The sequence below is a fragment of the Pseudomonas sp. lyk4-R2A-10 genome (assembly GCF_030209075.1).
GTDB lineage: Bacteria > Pseudomonadota > Gammaproteobacteria > Pseudomonadales > Pseudomonadaceae > Aquipseudomonas > Aquipseudomonas glycinae.
This window is the reverse complement of record NZ_JARVSR010000018.1, coordinates 25,123-45,263: the sequence shown is the minus strand read 5'-3', so window position 1 is coordinate 45,263 and position 20,141 is coordinate 25,123. Positions and strand designations below refer to the sequence as shown.

The window sequence follows — 20,141 nt, the reverse complement described above, 5'->3', positions numbered from 1 at the left end:
GGAAAGTGGGCCGGATCATTGGCGACAGGGGTCGCCCCGTTCATTGCATCGTCGATTGCAAACCGCGTGACCAATTGAAACCTCGACTTCCATTTGAGGGTCAACGACGAGGAACAACCTGCGCGGGGATGACAGCGCCAGGGTGGTCCCGATCGGCTGCGACTGCCGGGTCTGTAGACACGCGGCAATCTTCTGGCGCCGGGTTTGTGACCCGAAGCGCCGGCGGATAATAACCACGTTTTTTGTTAGGGAGGCAAACAAAATGTAGGAAATTTGCGAAATAAATATCGGACGTTTCCTACCTGATCGAGACGATGGCAAAGGGACAGAGATGTCATTAATGCCGGGAATCCAGCCTCTGTTCCTGGCAGGCGCCGATCATCGAAAACCCGCGCAAAATGCCGACTGGCCAGCGCAATAGTCACCGCAGTTTCCGAGCGCTAACAAGCGCTAACAACGCATAACTGGCAGTCATTCAGCGGTGAGGGCAGGCTTGAATCTCACCGCTGAACGCCAGGCCACCTGCGAACCTTTTCGGTCGCGGCGCTCAGTCGAACGATGGTTTTGCGAGGGATTCGACCATGGCTGAAGGTTATCGCCACACTTGCCTGTGCGAGTCAGACCGGCTCGGCAACGACGAACTGTATGCCTTGGTCGCGGGCGCCGTCCGCCATGGCCGAAGTGAAGCGCAACAGCTGTTCGCGACGGTGACGCCGTTGCTCATCGCCTTTTACGAAGGTCAGGTGCAAGCCGGGCGGATCCGTCGTGAAGACACCGGCGGCCTCGTTCAGCAGGCCTTCAGGACGCTTTATCAGGAACAGGCCGCCCATGACCCGAGCTTTCCGTTTCGCGCCTGGCTGATCGAAATCGCCCGCTCGACCCTGCTCGACAATCTTGGCCATCGCGGCGCTGATGCCGTGGCCACGGCCGACGCGCTGGCGGGTGCATCTGCACGGGAATGTCATGAACCCACTCGGGCAACATGAACCGCCCTTTTCGCTGTGAAATGCTTTTCAGGGAATGCCCATGATCGATATCGAAAAAACCCTCTACTCCGCGCATACCTGCACCACAGGCGGCCGCGAGGGCACAGGACGCAGTGACGATGGCCGACTGGATCTCAAGCTGTCGCCCCCGGGTGCGCCCGGCTCCGGAACCAACCCCGAGCAATTGTTCGCCGTGTGCTGGTCGGCCTGTTTCCTCGGCTCACTGCGTCACGCCTGCAATGCACGTAAGATCGTTTTCCCAGCCATGGCCGGGGTGGATGCTCAAATCGACCTGATCCACGGCGAGCACGGGTTCTTCCTGCAAGCGAAACTGGCGGTGTCACTGCCGGAGATTGAACCGCAAGTGGCGCAACAACTGATCGACGCGGCACACCAGAACTGCCCCTACTCCAAGGCCACGCGCAACAACATCAAGGTCAGCATAACCCTCACCTGATCCGTCTTTTGCCGACAGCAAAATGCCCAATCTTCCAACCACACCTTCGTACGATCCGGCGACACCATGGTGCAATAGATCGCGCCCGGGGCTTTTGATGTGATGACGGGAAACCGACAAAAGCCAGGAGTTGCGCATGAACAAGCTGACGACTGCCGCGGGCGCGCCCGTGGTTGATAACAACAACGTACAGACCGCCGGCCCCAGAGGCCCGATGCTGTTGCAGGACGTATGGTTGCTGGAAAAACTGGCGCACTTCGATCGGGAAGTCATCCCCGAGCGGCGCATGCACGCCAAGGGTTCCGGCGCGTTCGGCACCTTCACCGTGACCCACGACATCACCCGTTTCACCAAGGCCAGGCTGTTTTCCAGCGTGGGCAAGACCACCGATGTGTTCGTCCGGTTTTCGACCGTGGCCGGGGAGCGTGGCGCGGCGGATGCCGAGCGTGACATCCGTGGATTCGCCATCAAGTTCTATACCGAGCAAGGCAACTGGGACTTGGTGGGCAACAACACGCCGGTGTTCTTTCTGCGCGATCCGTTGAAATTCCCCGACCTCAACCATGCGGTCAAACGCGACCCACGCACCAACATGCGCAGCGCCCGCAACAATTGGGATTTCTGGACGTTGCTGCCGGAAGCGCTGCACCAGGTCACGATTGTCATGAGCGATCGTGGCCTGCCGCGCACCTACCGCCACATGCACGGTTTCGGCAGCCACACCTTCAGTTTCATCAGCCCGGCGAACGAACGTTTCTGGGTGAAGTTCACCTGGAAGACTCAACAAGGCATCGAAAACCTGACCGACCAACAGGCCGCGACCCTGATCGGCGATGACCGCGAAAGCGCCCAGCGCGACCTGTACAACGCCATCGAGGAAGGTCACTTCCCGCAATGGAAGCTCTACGTGCAAGTGATGCCGGAGCTGGATGCCGAGACTTACCCGATCAACCCGTTCGACCTGACCAAGGTCTGGCCCCACGCGGATTACCCGCTGATCGAAGTTGGTGTGCTCGAACTCAACCGTAATCCGGACAACTACTTCGCCGACGTCGAACAGGCGGCCTTCAACCCGGCCAACGTGGTGCCCGGCATCAGTTTCTCACCGGACAAAATGCTCCAGGCGCGCCTGTTCTCCTATGGCGATGCCCAGCGCTATCGCGTCGGCGTCAACCATCATCAGATCCCCGTGAATGCCCCACGCTGCCCGGTCAACAGTTATCACCGGGACGGCCAGATGCGCACCGATGCGAACGCGGGCAGCACAATCGGGTACGAGCCCAACAGCTATGGCCAGTGGGCCGAGCAACCGGATTTCAGCGAGCCACCGCTGGCCCTGAAAGGCAGCGCCGGGCACTGGAATCACCGTGAGGACGACGATTACTTCTCGCAACCGGGCGCGCTGTTCCGGGCCATGTCCACCGCCCAGCAACAGGTCTTGTTCGAGAACACCGCGCGCTCGATCCATGGCGCCAGTGCCCAGACCCGGCAACGCCACATCGATAACTGCACTCGTGCCGATCCGGCGTACGGTGCGGGTGTTGCACAGGCCATCGAAGCACTGGGCTGATCCGCAATGACTTGAGCAGGGCAAGCAGGATTGATCCTGTTTGCCCTGCTGCCGTTGTCAGTCCTCTACGATGCTTTTCGCTTCAAGAAACGCCTCCAGCCCGGACACGCCAAATTCCCTGCCGATCCCCGACTGTTTGACCCCGCCAAACGGCGCGAGCAGCTCCGGTGCGATCCGGTTGATCAACACCGAACCGGCCTCCAGGCGCGCAGCGATGCGTCGGCCACGTTCGACCTCGCGGGTAAACACATAGGCCTGCAAACCGTAGACGCTGGCATTGGCCAGGCGGATGGCGTCTTCCTCGTCGTCGTAGGCGATGATCGACAGCACCGGGCCGAAAATCTCTTCCCGGGCGATGTCCATGTCGTTGCTGACGTCGGCAAACACCGTGGGCTTCACGAAATAGCCTTTGCTCAGTCCGTGAGGCCTGCCCTCCCCGCCGACGATCAATCGCGCGCCCTGCTCCAGACCGCGCCGGATAAAACCCTGCACGCGATCAAACTGGGCCTGGTTGACCAACGGGCCGATGGCGGTAGCCGGGTCCCGGGGATCGCCGACCACTGTCGCGTCGACCAGGGTTTTCACCCGTTCGATCACCTGCGGCAAGCACCCGCGCGGTACCAACAGCCGCGTGCCGGCGACGCAGGCCTGACCGTTGTTCATGAACGCGGCATTCAGGGCCATGGGAATGGCCGTTTCGAGATCCGCGTCGTCGAGCACGATGGATGCCGACTTGCCGGTGAGCGAAAGACTCACCCGCTTCATGGTCTCGATGCCGGCGCGGGCGATGAGTTTTCCGGTGGCAGTGGAGCCGGTGAACGAGATCTTCGCGATGTGCGGGCTGGTGCTGATCTCGTCGCCCACATCGCTCCCACGGCCCAGGACAATATTGATCACCCCGTTGGGCAGTTCCGCTCGGTGCAAGGCGAGCGCAAGCACCTGAGTCTGCAACGGACTGAGTTCACTCGGTTTGATGACCGAGGCACAACCGCCGGCAATCGCCGCCGCCAGTTTGCTGCACACCGTACCGGCGGTGCTGTTCCAGGGCGCGAACAACGCCGACACTCCGACCGGTTCCATGACCACCGTTGCACGGCCCACAGGCCGGACCAACTGGTGGTTCTCCAACACCTGCGCTGTATTGGCAAAGGACTGCGAAGCGTACTGGCTGACCCATTGCGCACGGGCCAACGGTGCGCCGTATTCGTCGATGGCGGTGTCGCGTATTTCTTCGGTGCTCTCCAGCACCGCCGCCTGCAGGCGCCTGAGCATGTCGATGCGCTCGGCTTTCGAGGTGCGGCCCATCGTGACTTGCGCACGCTGGGCGGCGGCGATGGCTTGCCTGGCATCCTCGCGATTGGCCAGGGTGACCGTTCCGATGACGGATTCCGTCGCCGGGTTGATGCATTCGATCGTTTCACGGCCCTGAACGGGCACGAACGCGCCATCGATGTAGCTGTGACGGATAGTCCACATGGCGATATTCCCAAGGTGTTGAAACAGCAACGCCCGGAAAATCCGGGCGTTGATCAGGGCGACGGTTCAGTCGGGCAATGATTCGCGGCTGAAAGCTTGGACCTCCTGGACCAGACCACGAGCGGCCATTTCCACCAGTTGCCGACCCTTTTCCGGCGAAGCCTGGGCCGGGTCCGAGCCCATGCGGCCGTCTGGGTGACGGGCGCGGAAATCCGCCGCTTCACGGATCGGCCCCCAGTTGGCGATCTGCGGCGAGTAGTCCGCCGACTTGATGGAATCGGGGTACGCCCACTGGGTCACGGCGATTTCCGAAGGGGTCGCGTGAATGCCGTGGCCGGTCGGGAACTGCTCACGCGCCAGCTCGTTGACCCCTTCCAGATCCCACCAGTTGCACAGCTTCAGGGCGAACCCGGCCTTGCGTCGGGCAAAACTCGCTTCGGCGTACAGCTCCGAAAACGCCGCTTCGATTGACGCGATGTTGCCGCCGTGGCCATTGAGAAAAAAGATCTTTTCAAAGCCGTGGGCGGCCAGCGAACGGGTCCAGTCGGCGATGGCGGCGATGAACGTCGAGGGCCTGAGCGAGATGGTGCCGGGGAAACCGAGGTGATGCTGCGCCATGCCGATGTTGAAGGTCGGGGCGATCAGGATGTCGGCGCTTTTCTGCGCTTCATGGGCGATGATTTCCGGGCACATCCAGTCGGTGCCCAGCAGGCCGGTCGGCCCGTGCTGTTCGTTGGAACCGATCGGGATGACGATGGTGCGGCTGCGTTCGAGAAATTGCGCTATTTCGGACCAGGTCGATAGGTATAAAAGCATCAGGATTCTCACTCTTCGAAGGTTCCTCGCGGAACGCGGGTGGGTGTTCAGTGCACCTGCAACAGCAGCGTCATTGATACCACCCGCCTCCCTTCGACGACAGAATACAAAGGTATCGGAATCGCCTGAACGCCCTAGTCGCGGACGAGAAATTCACGAGGCGATTCGCCCATCACCCGTCTGAACATGGCACTGAAGGCACTCTGGCTGGCGTAACCCAGATCCCGGGCAATCACCCCGACGGATTGCCCCTGGTCGAGCCGGTCGATGGCGGTCGCCAGCCGCACCTGTTGCAGCCAGTGGCGGAAATTCAGGCCGGTTTCATTGACGAACAGGCGAATCAGCGTTCGCGAACTGGCGCCGACCCGGTCTGCCCAATAGCCGATTGAATGGTCTTGTCCGGGGTCCTGCAGAATCGCCTCGCACACCGTGACCAGTCGCCGGTCGACCGGCCACGGCACTTCGATCGGCAACGTCCGGGCCGCCTGCAACTCACTGAGTATCAGCGCCACGATGTGTGCGTTGCGGCCTTCCTGCGGGTATTCGATCGGCTGCTCGGCCAAGGCCAGAATCAACTCGCGCAGCAGTCCGGGGATCTCCAGTACTTTGCAGTGATCGCCCAGCCCTGCGCAGACCTGCGGCTCGATGTAGATCGAGCGCATCTTGACCGCGCTCAGCATCAACTGGTCGTGGATCACCCCGGGTGGAATCCACAGGGCCCGTTTCGGCGGCAGGATCCACAATCCGCGCTCGGTAGCCACCCGCATCACGCCGTTCGAGGCATACAGCAATTGCCCGTGCCGATGCACGTGCGGTTCGTTGTACTCGCCGGTCGCCTGATCGCGCACCAGCACGGTCATTACGCGCGGCACGTCCTGATAGTCGGGATAACGTTCGCTGCGCGGTGCGGACTCACGCTGGGCGATGACCTTGCGCACCTCTCGTTTCATCGGCTGGAGTCTCCTGAAAACAGACCTTGATCGTGTTAAAGCGGCAATTGTCACTTTGGCGACAAACCCTGGCATTTGCCATGGCCGGCCCATTGTTAGCCTTGCGCTCATGGTTCATCAATGAGGCTTTTCCCATGGCAATCACCCGCAATCTCTCCGGCCACCAACAGAGCGTCACGGCGGTGATCGGCCTGCTGATCCTGTCCATCGCCCTGCGCCCGCCGATCATTTCGGTGGGGCCGATTTTGCTGTTGATCCAGCAGCACTTCCAGTTGAGCTATACCCAGGCCGCGATGCTGACCTCGATTCCCGACGTGTGCATGGGTGTGTTCGCGCTGGTGGTTCCGAGCCTGGCCAGGCGCTTCGGGATCGATCGCAGTGTGGTGGTCGCCCTGACGTTGCTGGGGGCCTCGACCTTGTTGCGGGCGATCTCGCCGAATGCATTCTTCCTGCTCGGCAGTACGTTCTTCGCCAGCATCGGCATTGCGGTTGCCGGCGCGATGACCGGCGCCTGGATCAAGACCCACTTTGCTCAGCGACCAGCGCTGTTCATGGGCATCTACGCCGGCGGCTTGAGTCTGGGCGCGACTCTGGCGGCAGTGCTCAGCGCGCCGATTGCCGAGCTGGCGCAGGACTGGCGGGTCAGCGCCGGGTTCTGGAGCGTGCTGTGCCTCACCGCCATCGCCAGTTGGGTGTGGATGGCACGCCGTTTTGCGACACCGGCGCCTGTAGTGAAATCGTCGTCGAGTCCGAGCAAACGCCTGCCCTGGAGCAATCCGCAGGCATGGCTGATCGCGTTGAATTTCGGGGCCGGGCAATTCGTGGTCTATGCCCTCTTCGCCTGGATGGCGCCCGCCTCGGTGGAAGCGGCCACGTCGAGTGTTTCCCCGGGCGTCCTGCTGGGCATTTTTACCGCGGTGTTCGCCGTGGCCAGCGTGGGTGCGGGGCTGATTCCGGGCAAGGCCCACGACCGGCGCGGTCTGCTCGGGTTGTCGGCGTTGCTGGCCCTGCTCGGGGTGGGCGGCATGGCGTTTCTGCCGGCTTACTGGCCGATGCTCTACGTGGTACTTGCGGCCATCGGTCTGGGCATGGGCTTCACCGTGGCCATGACCTTGCCGCTGGATCACGCCAGCACCAGCGAACAGGCCGGGTTGTGGACGGTGTTCATGTTGTTCATCGGTTACCTGATCGCCGCGCTCGGGCCGCTGCTGTTCGGCGCCTTGCGCGAATACGCCGGACACTATGGCCCGGCGTACACCTTGCTGTTCGCGGTACTGCTGTTGATGCTCGGCATCACCCCTCTGCTCAGACTGGCACCGGCAACATCTCCGCAGGTGTCCGTTGCCTGAGCGGGGGATGACAACCCTGCGACGCGCCGTAGCACGTCGCAGGGTTTCAGTTGGCCGCAGCGGCTTTTTCAATCAGCCGCGCCACGGGTGCCGGGTTCGACACCATCACCACGTGAGAGCCGCCCTTGACCACCTCGACCGCCTTGGCATCTGCACGCTTGGCCATGAACGCCATCGCCTGTGGCGGGATGTTCTTGTCCTTGTCACCGTAGATGTACCACGACGGAATGTGCTTCCAGGCCGGCGTTCCGGCCTGCTCGTTCAGCGCCGCTTCGGTGACCGGACGTTGAGTGGCCGCCATCAGCGCCGCTTGTGCAGCCGGGACGTCGGCGGCGAATTGATCGTGGAACTTGCTCTGCTGGATGTACAGGTCCTTGCCGCCGTCGGCCAGCGCAACCGGTGGCGCCAGCGTTGGTCCGAGGGTGCTGCCGGGAAACTTGCCGGCCAGCCCGGCAACGGTTTCACCGGCCTCGGGGGCAAAGGCGCTGACGTAGACCAGCGCTTTGACATTGGCATGGTCGTTGGCCGCCTCGCTGATGACGTTGCCGCCATAGGAGTGACCGACCAGCACCACCGGCGACTGGATGCTGCTCAGCAACGCCGATACCGCTGCGCCATCGCTCTTGACGCCGCGCAACGGGTTGGCGGCGGCGATCACCGTGTAGCCATCCTTCTCGAGAATCTTCGCCACGCCGTTCCAGCTCGACGCGTCGGCAAACGCGCCGTGCACCAGCACCACCGTGGGTTTGGCGGTTTGGGCGAAGGCATTGGCGCCCAGGCACAGGCCCGCAGCGATGCTCAGTGCAATCAGTGTTTTTTTCATCTGGATGTTCCTCGTATGACGGATTCAGGGAGCGTATCGAGTGAAGACAAAATCGTGGTTCTGCACCCGCGCCTGATGGCAGGCAAAGCAGGTCTGGTGCTGGGCTTCATCGGCAGGTTTGCCGTTGATGAACCGGCCGAATCCCCAGCCACCGGTCGAGGCGTATTTGCGCGAGTCCTTGACCATCACCTGAACGGTGGTGGCCGCCCCCGGAATCGAGGCCGGCTCGAATTCCGGCGACTGCACGTGTTTCCACGCCAGCTTCACCAGCACCGTGCCGTCGGGAAACGGCAGCGTCTTGCTCTGGTAAGCCTTGATCGCCCGGTCATTGCCCAGCACCGCGCGCAGTTCATCCAGCGGCGCGGCTTCCTGGGCCGGGGCAATCAGCGCCCACTGGCGATAGTTTTTCGGCAGTTTCACGCCGTAGATCGGCGAGGCATCGCCGTCATCGGCCTCGCCCAACGCGACACCGGTGGCCGCCAGTGCCGCGAGCGCGATGGCCGCTGGCAACACGGCCCAATGGTTGAATTTCATGGTCGGATCCCCTTCGGCCGGCAATCAGAGATGATCGGCATCGATCACCGCCTGAGCGAACGCCTGCGGCGCTTCCTGCGGCAGGTTGTGGCCGATGCCGCCGCTGATCAGCCGATATTCGTACTTGCCGGTGAAGCGTTTGGCGTAGGCCTCGGCCGGTGGGTGCGGCGCGCCATTGGCGTCGCCTTCCAGAGTGATGGTCGGTACGCCGATGGAAGGGAACGTCGCCAGTTTTTTCTCCAGCGGATCGTATTGCGCTTCCCCTTTGATCAGTCCCAGGCGCCAGCGGTAGTTGAAGATCGACACGGCGACGTGATCCGGGTTCTGCAACGCGGCGGCGCTGCGGTCGTAGGTCGCGTCGTCGAAGTTCCACTTCGGCGAGGCCAGCTGCCAGATCAGTTTGGCGAAGTCGTGGGTGTTCTTTTCGTAGCCCAGACGACCACGTTCGGTCGCAAAGTAGAACTGATACCACCACTGCAACTCCGCCGCCGGCGGCAGCGGCGCCTTGCCGGCGTCCTGACTGCCGATCAGGTAACCACTCACCGCCACCAGCGCTTTCACCCGCTCGGGCCAGAGCGCCGCGACGATGTCGGCGGTGCGCGCGCCCCAGTCGTAGCCACCGAGTACTGCCTGCTTGATTTTCAGGGCGTCCATGAAGTCGATCAGATCCTTCGCCAACGCCGCCGGCTGACCGTTGCGCACGGTTTTGGCAGACAGGAAACGCGTGTCGCCATAGCCGCGCGCGTAAGGAATCAGCACCCGATAGCCCTTCTGCGCCAGCGCCGGCGCCACATCGGTGTAGCTGTGAATATCGTAAGGCCAGCCGTGCAGCAGGATGACCACCGGGCCGTCGGCCGGACCCACTTCGGCGTAGGACACGTCCAGCAGTCCGGCCTTGACGTGTTTCAGCGCGCCGAACGAAACATGGGTGCCGGCGGTAATGGCGTCGATCTTGCCAGCGGGCACGTCGGCGGCGCTGGCGTAAGCCGAGGCGATGCCCAGCGCAAGCGCCAGGATCGAACCGGCGAGCACGCGCCGGGATGGGGTTACAGCGTTAGAGTCAGTCATGCCGAGTCTCCCTCGTGAACCGCCGGGCGGCGGTTCCGGGCTTGGGGTTAAAGGGCTGTGGGTTAAAGGGCTTGCGGATTGCAGGTCTAGCGGGCTGCCTGCGCAGCGGTTTTCTGCGCCGCCGCACGCAGTGGCCGGAAGGCTTCGCGCAGTTCTTCGCTGAACAGTTGCGGTTGCTCCCATGCCGCGAAGTGCCCGCCCTTGCTGACTTCGCTGAAGTAAGCCAGCGACGGATAGGCGCGCTGCGACCAGACTTTCGGCGCGCGGTAGATTTCGTGGGGGAACACGGTGATCGCCACCGGCACCTTGATGTCGGCAGTCTTCTGCGCGGCGGCACTGAAGTTATTGTTGTTGTTCTCCCAGTAGAAACGGGAGGACGACGCCCCGCTGTCGGTCAGCCAGTACAGGCTGATGTCATCGAGCATTTCATCGCGGCTCAGGACCTTCTCGGGCTGACCGTCGCTGTCGGTCCACGCGGCAAATTTTTCGTACATCCAGGCTGCCGTGCCGGCGGGCGAGTCAGCCAGCAGATAGCCGATGGTTTGCGGACGGGTCACCATCATTGCGCCATAGGCGGCGTTACGACCGAAGAACTGGCTCAGCGAGTTGAAGGCCGTCACCTCCGGTGCGGTCAACCCGGCCGGGGCCGGGTCGCCGCTGTTGATTGGCTTGACCAGTTCCGGCGGCACGGTGGCCGGCATGTTCAGGTGGATACCCAGCAAACCGGGCGGCGCCAGGCGACCCAGTGCATCGGATATCACCGATCCATGATCGCCGCCCTGGGACACGTAATGGCTGTAACCCAGGCGTGTCATCAACACATCCCAGGCCTTCGCGACCCGGTCAGGGCCCCAGCCGAGCTCGGTCGGTTTGCCGGAAAAACCATGGCCGGGAATCGACGGGATCACCACGTCGAACGAGTCCTCGACCTTGCCGCCGTACGCCACGGGATCGGTCAGCGGGCCGATGGTCTTGAGGAATTCGAACTGCGAACCCGGCCAGCCATGAGTAAGGATCAGCGGCATGGCGTTGGGATTGCGCGAACGCACGTGGATGAACTGGATGTCGACGCCGTCGATAGTGGTCACGAACTCCGGCAACGCGTTGAGCTTCGCTTCGGCCTTGCGCCAGTCGTAGCCGTCGCCCCAATACTTCACCAACGCCTGGACCTGCGCCAGTTGCACTCCCTGGGACACGTCGCCGACCGTTTCCTTGTCCGGCCAGCGGGTGTCGGCGATGCGTTTGCGCAGGTCGCTCAGCTTCGCTTCGTCCACATGGATGGTGTACGGGCGAATGGCTTGCGACGGATCCGCGGCCCAGACCCCGCTGCTGCCAGCGAGTACGGCAAGGCCGAGCACGCCGACCCTGATGGATGACGCCAGGCAATGGCGCCAGGTAAGACCGGACGAAAGCGCAACCATGATGGATCTCCTTGTAGTCATTATTCGAAAGGCATCGCCAATCGGATCAGACCACTGCGCTGGCACCGGGGGGATTACACGATGGTGTCGGTCGATACCTTGGTATGACGCGCTGGCCCGGCGCGCAAAATCGCGCTCGAACTCAGCAGCGGTTAACGGGCAGAATGCGGCGGGGAAAAGACCCATTTGAATCACAGAGCGGAACAAGGATTGCGAATGCGTGGGGAAACAGCGCTCGAACGCCTGAGCGGCACGCCATCGACCACTTCGCCGTGGTGGGTGATCGGGCTGTGCATGCTGTTCAACGTGATCGACGGGCTTGATGTGATGGCCATGGCCTTCACCGCCAGCCGGGTTGCGGCGGAGTGGGCGTTGAGCGGCGCGCAACTGGGCCTGTTGCTGAGCGCAAGTCTGGTCGGGATGGCGCTTGGTTCGCTGCTGGCCGCGCCCAGGGCCGACCGCTTCGGGCGCAGGCCTTTGCTGCTTGGCGGTCTGCTGCTCAGCGGCCTGAGCATGTTGCTGTCGTTCTGGAGCCCGGATCACCACGTATTGATGCTTCTGCGATTGCTGACCGGCATCGGCACCGGGGCGGTGCTGGTGGGGGCGAATGTGCTGACGTTCGAACACGCCAGCCCGCTACGGCGCAATCTGGCCATCGCATTGCAATCCCTCGCCTTTGCCATGGGCGCCAGTCTGGGCGGTGTGCTGGCGCATGTACTGAATGAATCCGTTGGCTGGCGGTATGTCTTTCTTGCCGGAGGTTGCATCACGCTGGCGGCCGCGCTTGCCGGCGTCTTTTGGCTGCGAGAGTCGCCGTCATTTCTGGCACTCGAACGCCGCACGCCAATCGCTACAGCGTCGCCTGACAACCCCAGCCGACCGCTTTTGCCCGGTCAGTGGCAACAGACCACATCGCTGGCACTGGCACTCTTTCTGTTGATGTTCTGCTTTTACTTCGTCATGAGCTGGACCCCGAGCCTGCTGGTCCACAACGGCTTTACTGATCGGCAAGGCGCACGTATCGGGGTGCTGTTGGCTTCTGGAGGTATGCTCGGCGCGCTGCTGCTGGGGCTGGCAGCCAATCGTTTCGGCTGCCGGCGATTGTTGTCGGGTTTTCTGCTGCTCAACGCCGCCCTGCTGCCCCTGATGGTGCCGGCCTCTCACGTACCCGGTGTGGCTGCGCTCGTGGCGGTTACGCTCGGCCTGATGCTCAACGGTGCAGTCGCCGCCCTGTATGTCCTGGCTCCTCAAGCGTTCTGCACCTCGGTTCGTACGACCGGTGTCGGCGTGGTGCTGGGGATGGGGCGTCTGGGGGCGATCATTTCGCCGCTGGTCGCCGGTTTTCTGCTGGATGCCGGATGGACCGCACAACACCTGTTCACGTTTTTCGCCGGTAGCCAGGTGTTGGCGGCCCTGCTGATCTGGCGTGGCACTAAGGGACGATGATCAGCTTGCCCGTCGTGTTGCGCGACTCGATATCAATATGGGCCTGTTGTGCTTCGTCCAGCGAATAACGCTTGCCGATGAAGGTTTTCAGTTTGCCGGTGCTGACCCACGCGAACAGTTGCCGGGATTTTTCCAGCAGCACCTCGCGATCGCGCACGTAGTGCATGACCGAGGGATACGTCAGCTTGATGCTGCGCGGCATGCTGAAGATATCGATCGGCGGTGTCGGATTCATGAACGGTCCGTACAAGGCCAGGGTGCCGAAGTAGTCCAACATCTCCAGCGAGTCGGCGAAACCTTCCGCGCCCGTGCCGTCGTACACCACATTCACCCGCTGCCCCTCGGTCAGGCGCATGACCTGTCCGGCAATGTTTTGCGCTCGCCCGATCACGACATAGTCAGCCCCGGCCGCGAGCACCGCCTCCACTTTGTCGGCATGGGACACCCGGCCAATGACTTTGCCGCCCCGCAGTTTGATCATCTGAGTCAGCATCAGCCCCACGCCCCCCGCCGCGGCGTGCACGAAGGCCACGTCACCCGGCTGGATCGCATGCACCTTGTCCACCAGATTGCTGGCAGTCAGGCCCTGCATCATCAGGCTGGCAGCGGTGCTGAAGTCGATATCGTCCGGCAACGGCACCAACTGGCTGACCGGGGCGATCACCTGTTCGGCGTAGCTGCCCGGTACGTAATGCCAGGCCACGCGGTCACCGATAGCGAACTCCGTCACCTGCGGGCCGGTGGCGAGGACGATGCCGGCGCCTTCCGCACCCGGCGTCAGCGGCAACTCCCAGGCGCCGCCGAGCCCGCGTCGGAGACCGGTGTCCATGAAATTGATACCCGCCGCCATGACCTTGACCAAGACTTGCCCGGGCCCTGGTTCTGCCAGTTGAATGTCCTGCACCGTCAAGACTTCAGGCCCGCCAAAGGCCTCGATTACCACTGCTTTCATAATGTTCTGCCCTGTCATCGGGACGACCGGTCCTGCTGCCTTTCGGGAGGCAGGAGCGCGGACGTCACGTTGCTTTCACTCAACGTCGAAGGACGTTGAAACCAGGGCCAAGAGTGAGCGGGTGGTGTATCCGCGCAGTTTCGCGAACAGGCTCATTTGCATGCTTGTATGGCTCGAAGGGCCGTAGATACAGTGGCTTACAAAAGCGCCACTGTGATGCCCGTCGCAGTGTGCGACGGCAGCCGATATTCGCTACAGGCGACACCAAAGTATGATGGGCGAGTGCCATCCGAAGGCGCATCTTTGTTCAACGGTGACTGCACACAATGAGAATCGGTATGACGAACGAGCAGGAGCGCGTCATCGAGGACGGTCCAGACCGCGGCAGTGACGCGACCATGCCAGCGCCGGGGGTCGAATCGATCATCGACAGCATCCCGGCCATGGTCGCCTTCATGACGCCGTCCGGTGAACTGGAACAGGTCAACCGGCAAATCATGGATTACATCGGCGCCCCGCTGCATGAACTGAAAAAATGGCAGGCCGGCGAAACCGTGCACCCGGACGATCTGCCCTCGGTCATCGCCGCCTGGATGCATTCAGTCAGCACCGGCACCCCCTACGAGATCGAGCATCGCATTCGCCGCGCGGACGGTGTCTATCGCTGGTTCCATGTGCGCGGCCTGCCGATCAGAGACAGCGAAGGCATCATCACACGCTGGTGCGTGCTGCAAGTCGATATTGATGAGCGCCGGCGGGACAAGGCCTTGATCGCCAGTGCTCTGGCCGAAGTCAGTGCGTCGGAAGAACGTCTGCGCGGGATCATCGACGCCGTTCCCGGTTTTGTCTGGAGTGCCTCGCCGGAAGGCAGCGTCGGTTTCGTCAATCAACGCTGGTGCGATTACACCGGCATGTCCCTCGAACAAGCCTGCGGTGATGGCTGGACAGCGTCCATCCACCCGGACGACGCACCAGGGCTGGCAGGCTATTGGCAAGCGCTTCTGCAATCGGGCAGCGCCGGCGAATACGAGGCTCGACTGAAACGCTTCGACGGCGTTTACCGCTGGTTTCTGATTCGCGCCGTGCCCCAGCGCGACGATACGGGGCGGGTCGTGCGCTGGTATGGCGAGAACACCGACATCGAAGACCGTAAACGGGCGGAAGTCTTTCTGGCCAAGGCCCAACGCCTGAGCGCCACCGGCACGTTTTCCTGGCGGGTGAGCACCGACGAGATCTCTTGGTCGGACGAGGTCTACCGCATCCTTGAACTGGACCCGGACACGCCGCCAGGTTTCGAGGCGATCTATCGCCGCGTGCACCCGGACGATATCTCCAGTCATCGGGAAATGATCAAGCGCCAACGCCGCAAGGGGCGCGACTTCGAACACGAACATCGGCTGCTGATGCCCGACGGCACGGTGAAATACGTGCGGCTGGTGGCGCACTCGATCCCCCATGCGCCGGACGGTTTCGAATACATCGCCGCCCTGCAGGACATTACCCAGCGCCGGCTCGCCGAAGAGGTCTTGAGCAAGGCGCGCTCGGAACTGACGCACCTGGCCAGGGTCGCCAGCCTCGGCGCGGTCACGGCGTCGATTGCCCACGAGGTCAATCAACCGCTGGCCGGCATCATCACCAACGCCAGCACCTGCCTGCGCATGCTTGGTGCGGACCCGCCGAATGTCGAAGGCGCCAGGGAAACCGCACGCCGGACCATTCGCGACGGCAATCGCGCGGCAGACGTGATCAATCGACTGCGGGCGCTGTTCTCGAAGAAAAGCATCACGATCGAGGACGTCAATCTGAATGACGCGGCACGGGAAGTCATCGCCATGCTGCTGGGCGAACTGCAACGCAACGGCGTGGTGCTGCATCCGCAATTTGCCGAAGCCCTGCCGCTGGTCAGAGGCGACCGGGTCCAGCTGCAGCAGGTGATCCTCAACCTGATCATGAATGCCGCCGAGGCCATGAGCGCGATCCACGGCCGGCCCCGGCAATTGATCGTCAGCACCGGTCTGGGCTCGGACGAGAACGTTTACCTGGCGGTGAAGGACAGCGGCAACGGCGTCGATCCGCAGGACATCGAGCGCATTTTCAATGCCTTCTACACCACCAAAAGCTCGGGCATGGGCGTCGGTCTGTCCATCAGTCGCTCAATCATCGAGCGCCACGACGGGAAGCTGTGGGCCAGCGCCAACGACGGCCCGGGAGCGACGTTTACCTTTGCCATCCCGCATTCGACAGACTTGCCGCAAACCGCTAACCGCGACCTCGCCGATCGCACCGTGGAGAATGATTGATGGGTACGCCTTTGCTCGTATCGGTGGTCGATGACGACGAATCGGTTCGTGAATCACTGCCTGACCTGATCAAGGAATTCGGCTTTGCCGTCCAGGCATTTGCCTCGGCGCAGGCGTTTCTGGCATCGCCCTATCTGGACCTGACCCATTGCCTGATTCTCGACGTGGCCATGCCCGGCATGTCGGGCCCGGATCTGCAACGCGAGCTGCTGCGCCGTGGCTATCGCATTCCGGTGATTTTCATCACTGCTCACAGCGACGCCAGCGAACAGGTGAAGCTGCTGAACAGTGGCGCCGTAGAGTGCCTGTTCAAACCGTTCAGCGAAGCCCAATTGCTCAAGGCCCTGAGCGCCGCCCTGCCCCTCGATTGAGCGTGAAGCCGAACAGAACAAGGAATCGACATGTTGAACGCGAACAACGCAATCGCCCCTTCCCGTGGAGCATTACCGATGAGTGAGGTCACGCCCGTCGTCTTCGTTGTCGATGACGATATTTCCGTGCGCGAGTCGCTGGAACTGATGATCCGCTTCGCCGGATGGCAGCCACGACTGTTCGAGTCCGCGCAGGATTTTCTCGACGCGCCCAGAGCGCTGGTGCCCAGTTGCCTGGTACTGGACATCAACCTGCCCGACCTGAGCGGACTGGATCTGCAGACCGCCCTGGCCGACGAACGCTACAACATGCCAATCATCTTCATCACCGGCTACGGCGATATTCCGCGCACGGTGCGGGCCCTGAAGGCCGGTGCGGTGGAGTTTCTGACCAAGCCGTTCAACGACGACGTGATTCTCAGCGCCATGGCCGATGCGCTACAAAGCAGTCGTGTGGCGCTGGAAGGAGAAAAGAATCTGCGTGCACTGCTTGAGGCTTACAAGACCCTGACGCCGCGCGAGCAGGAAATCATGGCTTCGGTGGTCAGCGGGCGACTCAACAAACTGATTGCCGCCGACCTCAACATCAGCGAAATCACCGTCAAGGCCCATCGCGGCAAGGTCATGCGCAAGATGAAGGCCCGTTCGCTGGCGGACCTGGTGAAAATGGCCGCCCTGATTACGCGGGAGTAGCGGGCAGGCTCTGCCAGAAAACTTCCAGCCGACGCAGATCAAGGCTGTCGAAGCCTTCCGAAGCCCGCTCGCGACAGGCGCCGAGCAACGCCCGGGCCTGATCCGGTTGACCCTGTTCCAGCCAGAACCGGGCCAGATCCATCGATGACCGCAACTCCCACGCCCACGCGCCCTGCTCGCGACTCAGCGCAATGGAATCCTCAAGAACCGCCAACATGGCCTGCTCATCATCGGCCTGGATAACCTTGAGAATACCGGCCTTGATTCGCAACAACTCCGGCAGCGCAAAGGCATCACCGCTTCGGCGGCAGTGATCGATGGTGCCGTCGACCAGGGTCAGTGCCTTGGGGTGTTGACCCACCAGCATCAGGCCTTCGGCCAGTGCGATTTCGAATGAGGTCGTCAGCAGTTCGTAACGCATGCCACGCAACCGCGCCAGACTTTCCTCCAGCATGGCAACTGCATCCCCCGGCGCCTCGGCGCGGATGGCGATCGCCGCGCGCAACCCGTGGCAGGCGGCAATGTAAGGGCCGAGTGCGTTGGTTTCGGCGATGGCGCTGAACCGCTCGAGGCTCGCGGTGGCCTTCGCCAGATCACCGGTCCAAATATAGATGCACAAGATCCAGACCATGGCGATGCAGTAAGTGACCGGATGCTGCAGCGCCGAGGCTTCGGCCTCGATCTGCTCGGCCAAGCGCCGGGCCTGATCGGGATAGCCCTGCAGCCAGAGTGACCGCGCCAGCGCCAAGCCCGTGCGATTGCGGTGATCGAAGCCGTAGTAAATCGTGTTGCTGGGATGCGACGGCAAACTGTTGCGCAGCGAACTTTCCAGTTCCTGGCGAGCCAGACGCTGGTTGCCGAGCAGATGATGGGAGATGCCGGTCAGCGATGCGGCAATCGCGATGGCGGCGGGCTCGTTGAGGATGTTGCCGACCACCGCGGCCTGCTCCGCCCAGGCCAGCGACGACGGGAAATCACCGATGCGTTCGTAGAAAATCTGCAAGCGGCCCAGCAGCCGCAATTGTGAGCCGTAGTCGTTCAACGCGACTGCAATGTCCTGCGCCCGGAGCAAGGCTTTTTCCGCGGCTTCACTGTTGCCTCGGGTGAACATCAGCACCAGACCGAGCGCGGCTTGCAGTTCCATTTCGGTGGGCGTGCCGTAGTACCCCAGCTCCAGCAGTTCCACCGCCCGGGAACACCAGGTGCGGCACTCGACCAGCAAGGAAAAATGCAGGAACAACGGCGCGCTCGCAGCCGCCAGCGGCAACGCCAGGCCGGGATCGCCGTGGGGCCCGAAGCTCCATTCCAGCGCACCGCGAACATTGCCCAACTGGCTGGCCAGACGCGCCGAGTGACGGAAAATTTCGTCGGGGGAAGTTCCCAGATGCCCAAGCAAATCCATGTAAAACGCCGCGTGGCGGAACGCCAGCGCATTGACCTCGGCCTCTCCCCGCGCTGTCAATTTCTCCCGGGCGTAGGCGCGCGTCATCTCCAGCAAGCGATACGAATCCGTCGAGTCGCTGTGATCGACCGTGACCAGTCCCTTGCACACCAGATCATCGAGGATCGCGGCCGTTGTGGCGCTTTCGTGTTGCGATTCGGCAACTACCTGCGCGGCGGCTTCCTGGGAAAACGGCCCGACGAAGACCGAAAACCGCTCCAGCGCCAGGCGCTCTTGCGGCGACAGCAGGTCATAACTCCAGTCGAGCATGGCACGCAGGGTCTGATGGCGCGGCACCGCCGTCCTGCGTCCCGACCAGCCCAGCGAAAAACGCTCGCCGAGCAGCGCGTGGGTGGCCTTCAATCCGTGGCTGGCGACCCGCATCGCCGCCAGCTCGATCGGCAGCGCCATGCCCTCCAGCCGCTGGCAAATGTCCGCAATCATTTGCCCGCCGCCCGCTTCCAGCAGCGTGGCATTGCTCAACGACGCGCGTTCGACAAACAGCTTGATGGCCGGGAATGCCAGCAACTCCTCAACGCCGAGGTGTTGCGGCTCACGGGGAAATTCCAGTGGATTGAGCCAGTGCACGTATTCGCCACGCACCCGCAGCGGCTCGCGACTGGTGGCCAGAACCCCGACCTCCGGCGCGGTGTCGCTGATCTGTTCCAGAAGGATCGACACCGCGTCGATCAGGTGTTCGCAATTGTCGATCACCAGCATCAACCGCTGCTCGCGCAAATGCGCGAGCAGGACGAACATCGGGTCTTCGGCCTGCACCGGGATGTCCAGCGATCGGGCCAGTGCCGATGGCACCAGCGCGCTGTCTTCCACTTGTGCCAGATCGACGAAGCTGACGCGCTCATAGCCTTGGGCGGCGATGCGGTGCGCCACTTCGATGGCCAGGCTGGTCTTGCCGACGCCGCCGGGGCCGACGATGGTGAACAACCTCGGTTGCTGCATATGGTCGATGACCAGTTGCAGATCGATCTCGCGGCCGATCAGTCTGGCCCGTGGCGGCAGACTGCAGACGCCCTCTGTGGCTCGGGTCGCGATGGGCGCCGGGTGCACAGCGGTCTGTTTTCTTTCCAGCGGCGCGACGAAGGCATACCCCACGCCCACCTGGGTCGCGATGTAACGTGCCTGCTCCTCGCCATCGCCGAGAATCCGCCGCAGGCCGGTCATATGGAAACGCAGACTGCCTTCGGCCACCACACTGTCGGGCCACACCTTGTCGATCAGGTCGTACTTGGACAGCACCCGCCCCGGCTGCTCAAGCAAGGCGATCAGCAGATCCAGCGCCCGTCCGCCGATCTCGACCGCCACCCCGTTGCGGGTCAGCAGACGTTTGCCTGGAACGACACAGAACGGTCCAAAAATGAATTCGGTCGTGAGGGATTCGCGCAATGCGTCCGGAAAAGACTCCACGAGGATCGATCTCTCTAAAAAACGTAAAGGGCTGCGCCGGTTACAGACAGCCGGCGCGGGCCC

The 20,141-nt window shown here is 62.6% G+C and carries 17 protein-coding genes; 8 read left to right on the top strand and 9 right to left on the bottom strand.

Going from position 1 to position 20,141, the window contains the following annotated elements; all coding sequences use genetic code 11:
* The first annotated feature begins 581 nt into the window (after window positions 1-581).
* From QRN46_RS27580 to QRN46_RS27570, 3 genes are all read left to right on the top strand, one after another.
* The gene (locus QRN46_RS27580; RefSeq protein WP_221614951.1) at window positions 582-986 is read left to right on the top strand and encodes a hypothetical protein; all 405 of its coding nucleotides are present in this window, start codon (window positions 582-584) and stop codon (window positions 984-986) included.
* 40 nt (window positions 987-1,026) lie between these two features.
* Window positions 1,027-1,443: an organic hydroperoxide resistance protein gene (locus tag QRN46_RS27575; RefSeq protein ID WP_221614952.1), complete on the top strand. Its 417-nt coding sequence runs from the start codon at window positions 1,027-1,029 to the stop codon at window positions 1,441-1,443.
* Between the two features lie 136 nt (window positions 1,444-1,579).
* On the top strand, window positions 1,580-3,013 hold the full coding sequence (locus QRN46_RS27570) for a catalase (RefSeq protein WP_011333689.1): 1,434 nt from the start codon (window positions 1,580-1,582) through the stop codon (window positions 3,011-3,013).
* A gap of 57 nt (window positions 3,014-3,070) precedes the next feature.
* Here QRN46_RS27570 and QRN46_RS27565 read toward each other — a convergent pair whose 3' ends face one another.
* The 3 genes from QRN46_RS27565 to QRN46_RS27555 form a co-directional block, all read right to left on the bottom strand.
* Window positions 3,071-4,489 carry an aldehyde dehydrogenase family protein gene (locus QRN46_RS27565; protein ID WP_011333688.1) on the bottom strand — a complete coding sequence of 473 codons (1,419 nt, stop codon included), beginning with the start codon at window positions 4,487-4,489 and terminating at the stop codon, window positions 3,071-3,073.
* A gap of 66 nt (window positions 4,490-4,555) precedes the next feature.
* Window positions 4,556-5,305 carry a creatininase family protein gene (locus QRN46_RS27560; protein WP_011333687.1) on the bottom strand — a complete coding sequence of 250 codons (750 nt, stop codon included), beginning with the start codon at window positions 5,303-5,305 and terminating at the stop codon, window positions 4,556-4,558.
* Window positions 5,306-5,439: 134 nt separating this feature from the next.
* Window positions 5,440-6,255 (bottom strand): AraC family transcriptional regulator, encoded by an 816-nt coding sequence (locus QRN46_RS27555; protein ID WP_011333686.1) that lies wholly within the window; start codon window positions 6,253-6,255, stop codon window positions 5,440-5,442.
* Between the two features lie 134 nt (window positions 6,256-6,389).
* Between QRN46_RS27555 and QRN46_RS27550 the strand changes: the two genes are divergently transcribed.
* On the top strand, window positions 6,390-7,604 hold the full coding sequence (locus QRN46_RS27550) for an MFS transporter (protein WP_285358555.1): 1,215 nt from the start codon (window positions 6,390-6,392) through the stop codon (window positions 7,602-7,604).
* A gap of 46 nt (window positions 7,605-7,650) precedes the next feature.
* On the opposite strand, the gene QRN46_RS27545 is transcribed toward QRN46_RS27550, so the two are convergent.
* The 4 genes from QRN46_RS27545 to QRN46_RS27530 all read right to left on the bottom strand — a co-directional run bounded on the left by QRN46_RS27545 (window position 7,651) and on the right by QRN46_RS27530 (window position 11,450).
* Window positions 7,651-8,427, bottom strand: a complete 777-nt coding sequence (locus QRN46_RS27545) for an alpha/beta fold hydrolase (protein ID WP_011333684.1) — start codon at window positions 8,425-8,427, stop codon at window positions 7,651-7,653.
* Between the two features lie 24 nt (window positions 8,428-8,451).
* Complete coding sequence (locus QRN46_RS27540) at window positions 8,452-8,961, bottom strand: cytochrome P460 family protein (protein WP_011333683.1); 510 nt, start codon at window positions 8,959-8,961, stop codon at window positions 8,452-8,454.
* A gap of 24 nt (window positions 8,962-8,985) precedes the next feature.
* Window positions 8,986-10,029 carry an alpha/beta fold hydrolase gene (locus QRN46_RS27535; RefSeq protein WP_011333682.1) on the bottom strand — a complete coding sequence of 348 codons (1,044 nt, stop codon included), beginning with the start codon at window positions 10,027-10,029 and terminating at the stop codon, window positions 8,986-8,988.
* An 86-nt stretch (window positions 10,030-10,115) separates the two neighbouring features.
* Window positions 10,116-11,450, bottom strand: a complete 1,335-nt coding sequence (locus QRN46_RS27530) for an epoxide hydrolase family protein (RefSeq protein WP_011333681.1) — start codon at window positions 11,448-11,450, stop codon at window positions 10,116-10,118.
* Window positions 11,451-11,666: 216 nt separating this feature from the next.
* Here QRN46_RS27530 and QRN46_RS27525 point away from each other — a divergent pair, with 216 nt between their 5' ends.
* Window positions 11,667-12,896 (top strand): MFS transporter, encoded by a 1,230-nt coding sequence (locus tag QRN46_RS27525; RefSeq protein WP_011333680.1) that lies wholly within the window; start codon window positions 11,667-11,669, stop codon window positions 12,894-12,896.
* Here QRN46_RS27525 and QRN46_RS27520 read toward each other — a convergent pair.
* Window positions 12,883-13,848, bottom strand: a complete 966-nt coding sequence (locus tag QRN46_RS27520) for a quinone oxidoreductase family protein (protein WP_285358548.1) — start codon at window positions 13,846-13,848, stop codon at window positions 12,883-12,885. The two genes, QRN46_RS27525 and QRN46_RS27520, sit on opposite strands and share 14 nt — an antisense overlap.
* A 338-nt stretch (window positions 13,849-14,186) precedes the next feature.
* On the opposite strand from QRN46_RS27520, the gene QRN46_RS27515 reads away from it, so the two are divergent.
* From QRN46_RS27515 to QRN46_RS27505, 3 genes are all read left to right on the top strand, one after another.
* Complete coding sequence (locus QRN46_RS27515) at window positions 14,187-16,148, top strand: PAS domain-containing sensor histidine kinase (RefSeq protein WP_285358546.1); 1,962 nt, start codon at window positions 14,187-14,189, stop codon at window positions 16,146-16,148.
* A complete protein-coding gene (locus QRN46_RS27510; protein ID WP_285358543.1) occupies window positions 16,148-16,519 on the top strand; it encodes a response regulator in 372 nt (123 codons plus the stop codon). Before QRN46_RS27515 ends, QRN46_RS27510 begins: the two co-directional genes overlap by 1 nt.
* Window positions 16,520-16,597: 78 nt before the next feature.
* The gene (locus tag QRN46_RS27505) at window positions 16,598-17,212 is read left to right on the top strand and encodes a response regulator transcription factor (protein ID WP_285358541.1); all 615 of its coding nucleotides are present in this window, start codon (window positions 16,598-16,600) and stop codon (window positions 17,210-17,212) included.
* Here QRN46_RS27505 and QRN46_RS27500 read toward each other — a convergent pair.
* Window positions 17,199-20,078 carry an ATP-binding protein gene (locus tag QRN46_RS27500; protein WP_285358538.1) on the bottom strand — a complete coding sequence of 960 codons (2,880 nt, stop codon included), beginning with the start codon at window positions 20,076-20,078 and terminating at the stop codon, window positions 17,199-17,201. The genes QRN46_RS27505 and QRN46_RS27500 overlap by 14 nt on opposite strands.
* Window positions 20,079-20,141: the final 63 nt, after the last annotated feature.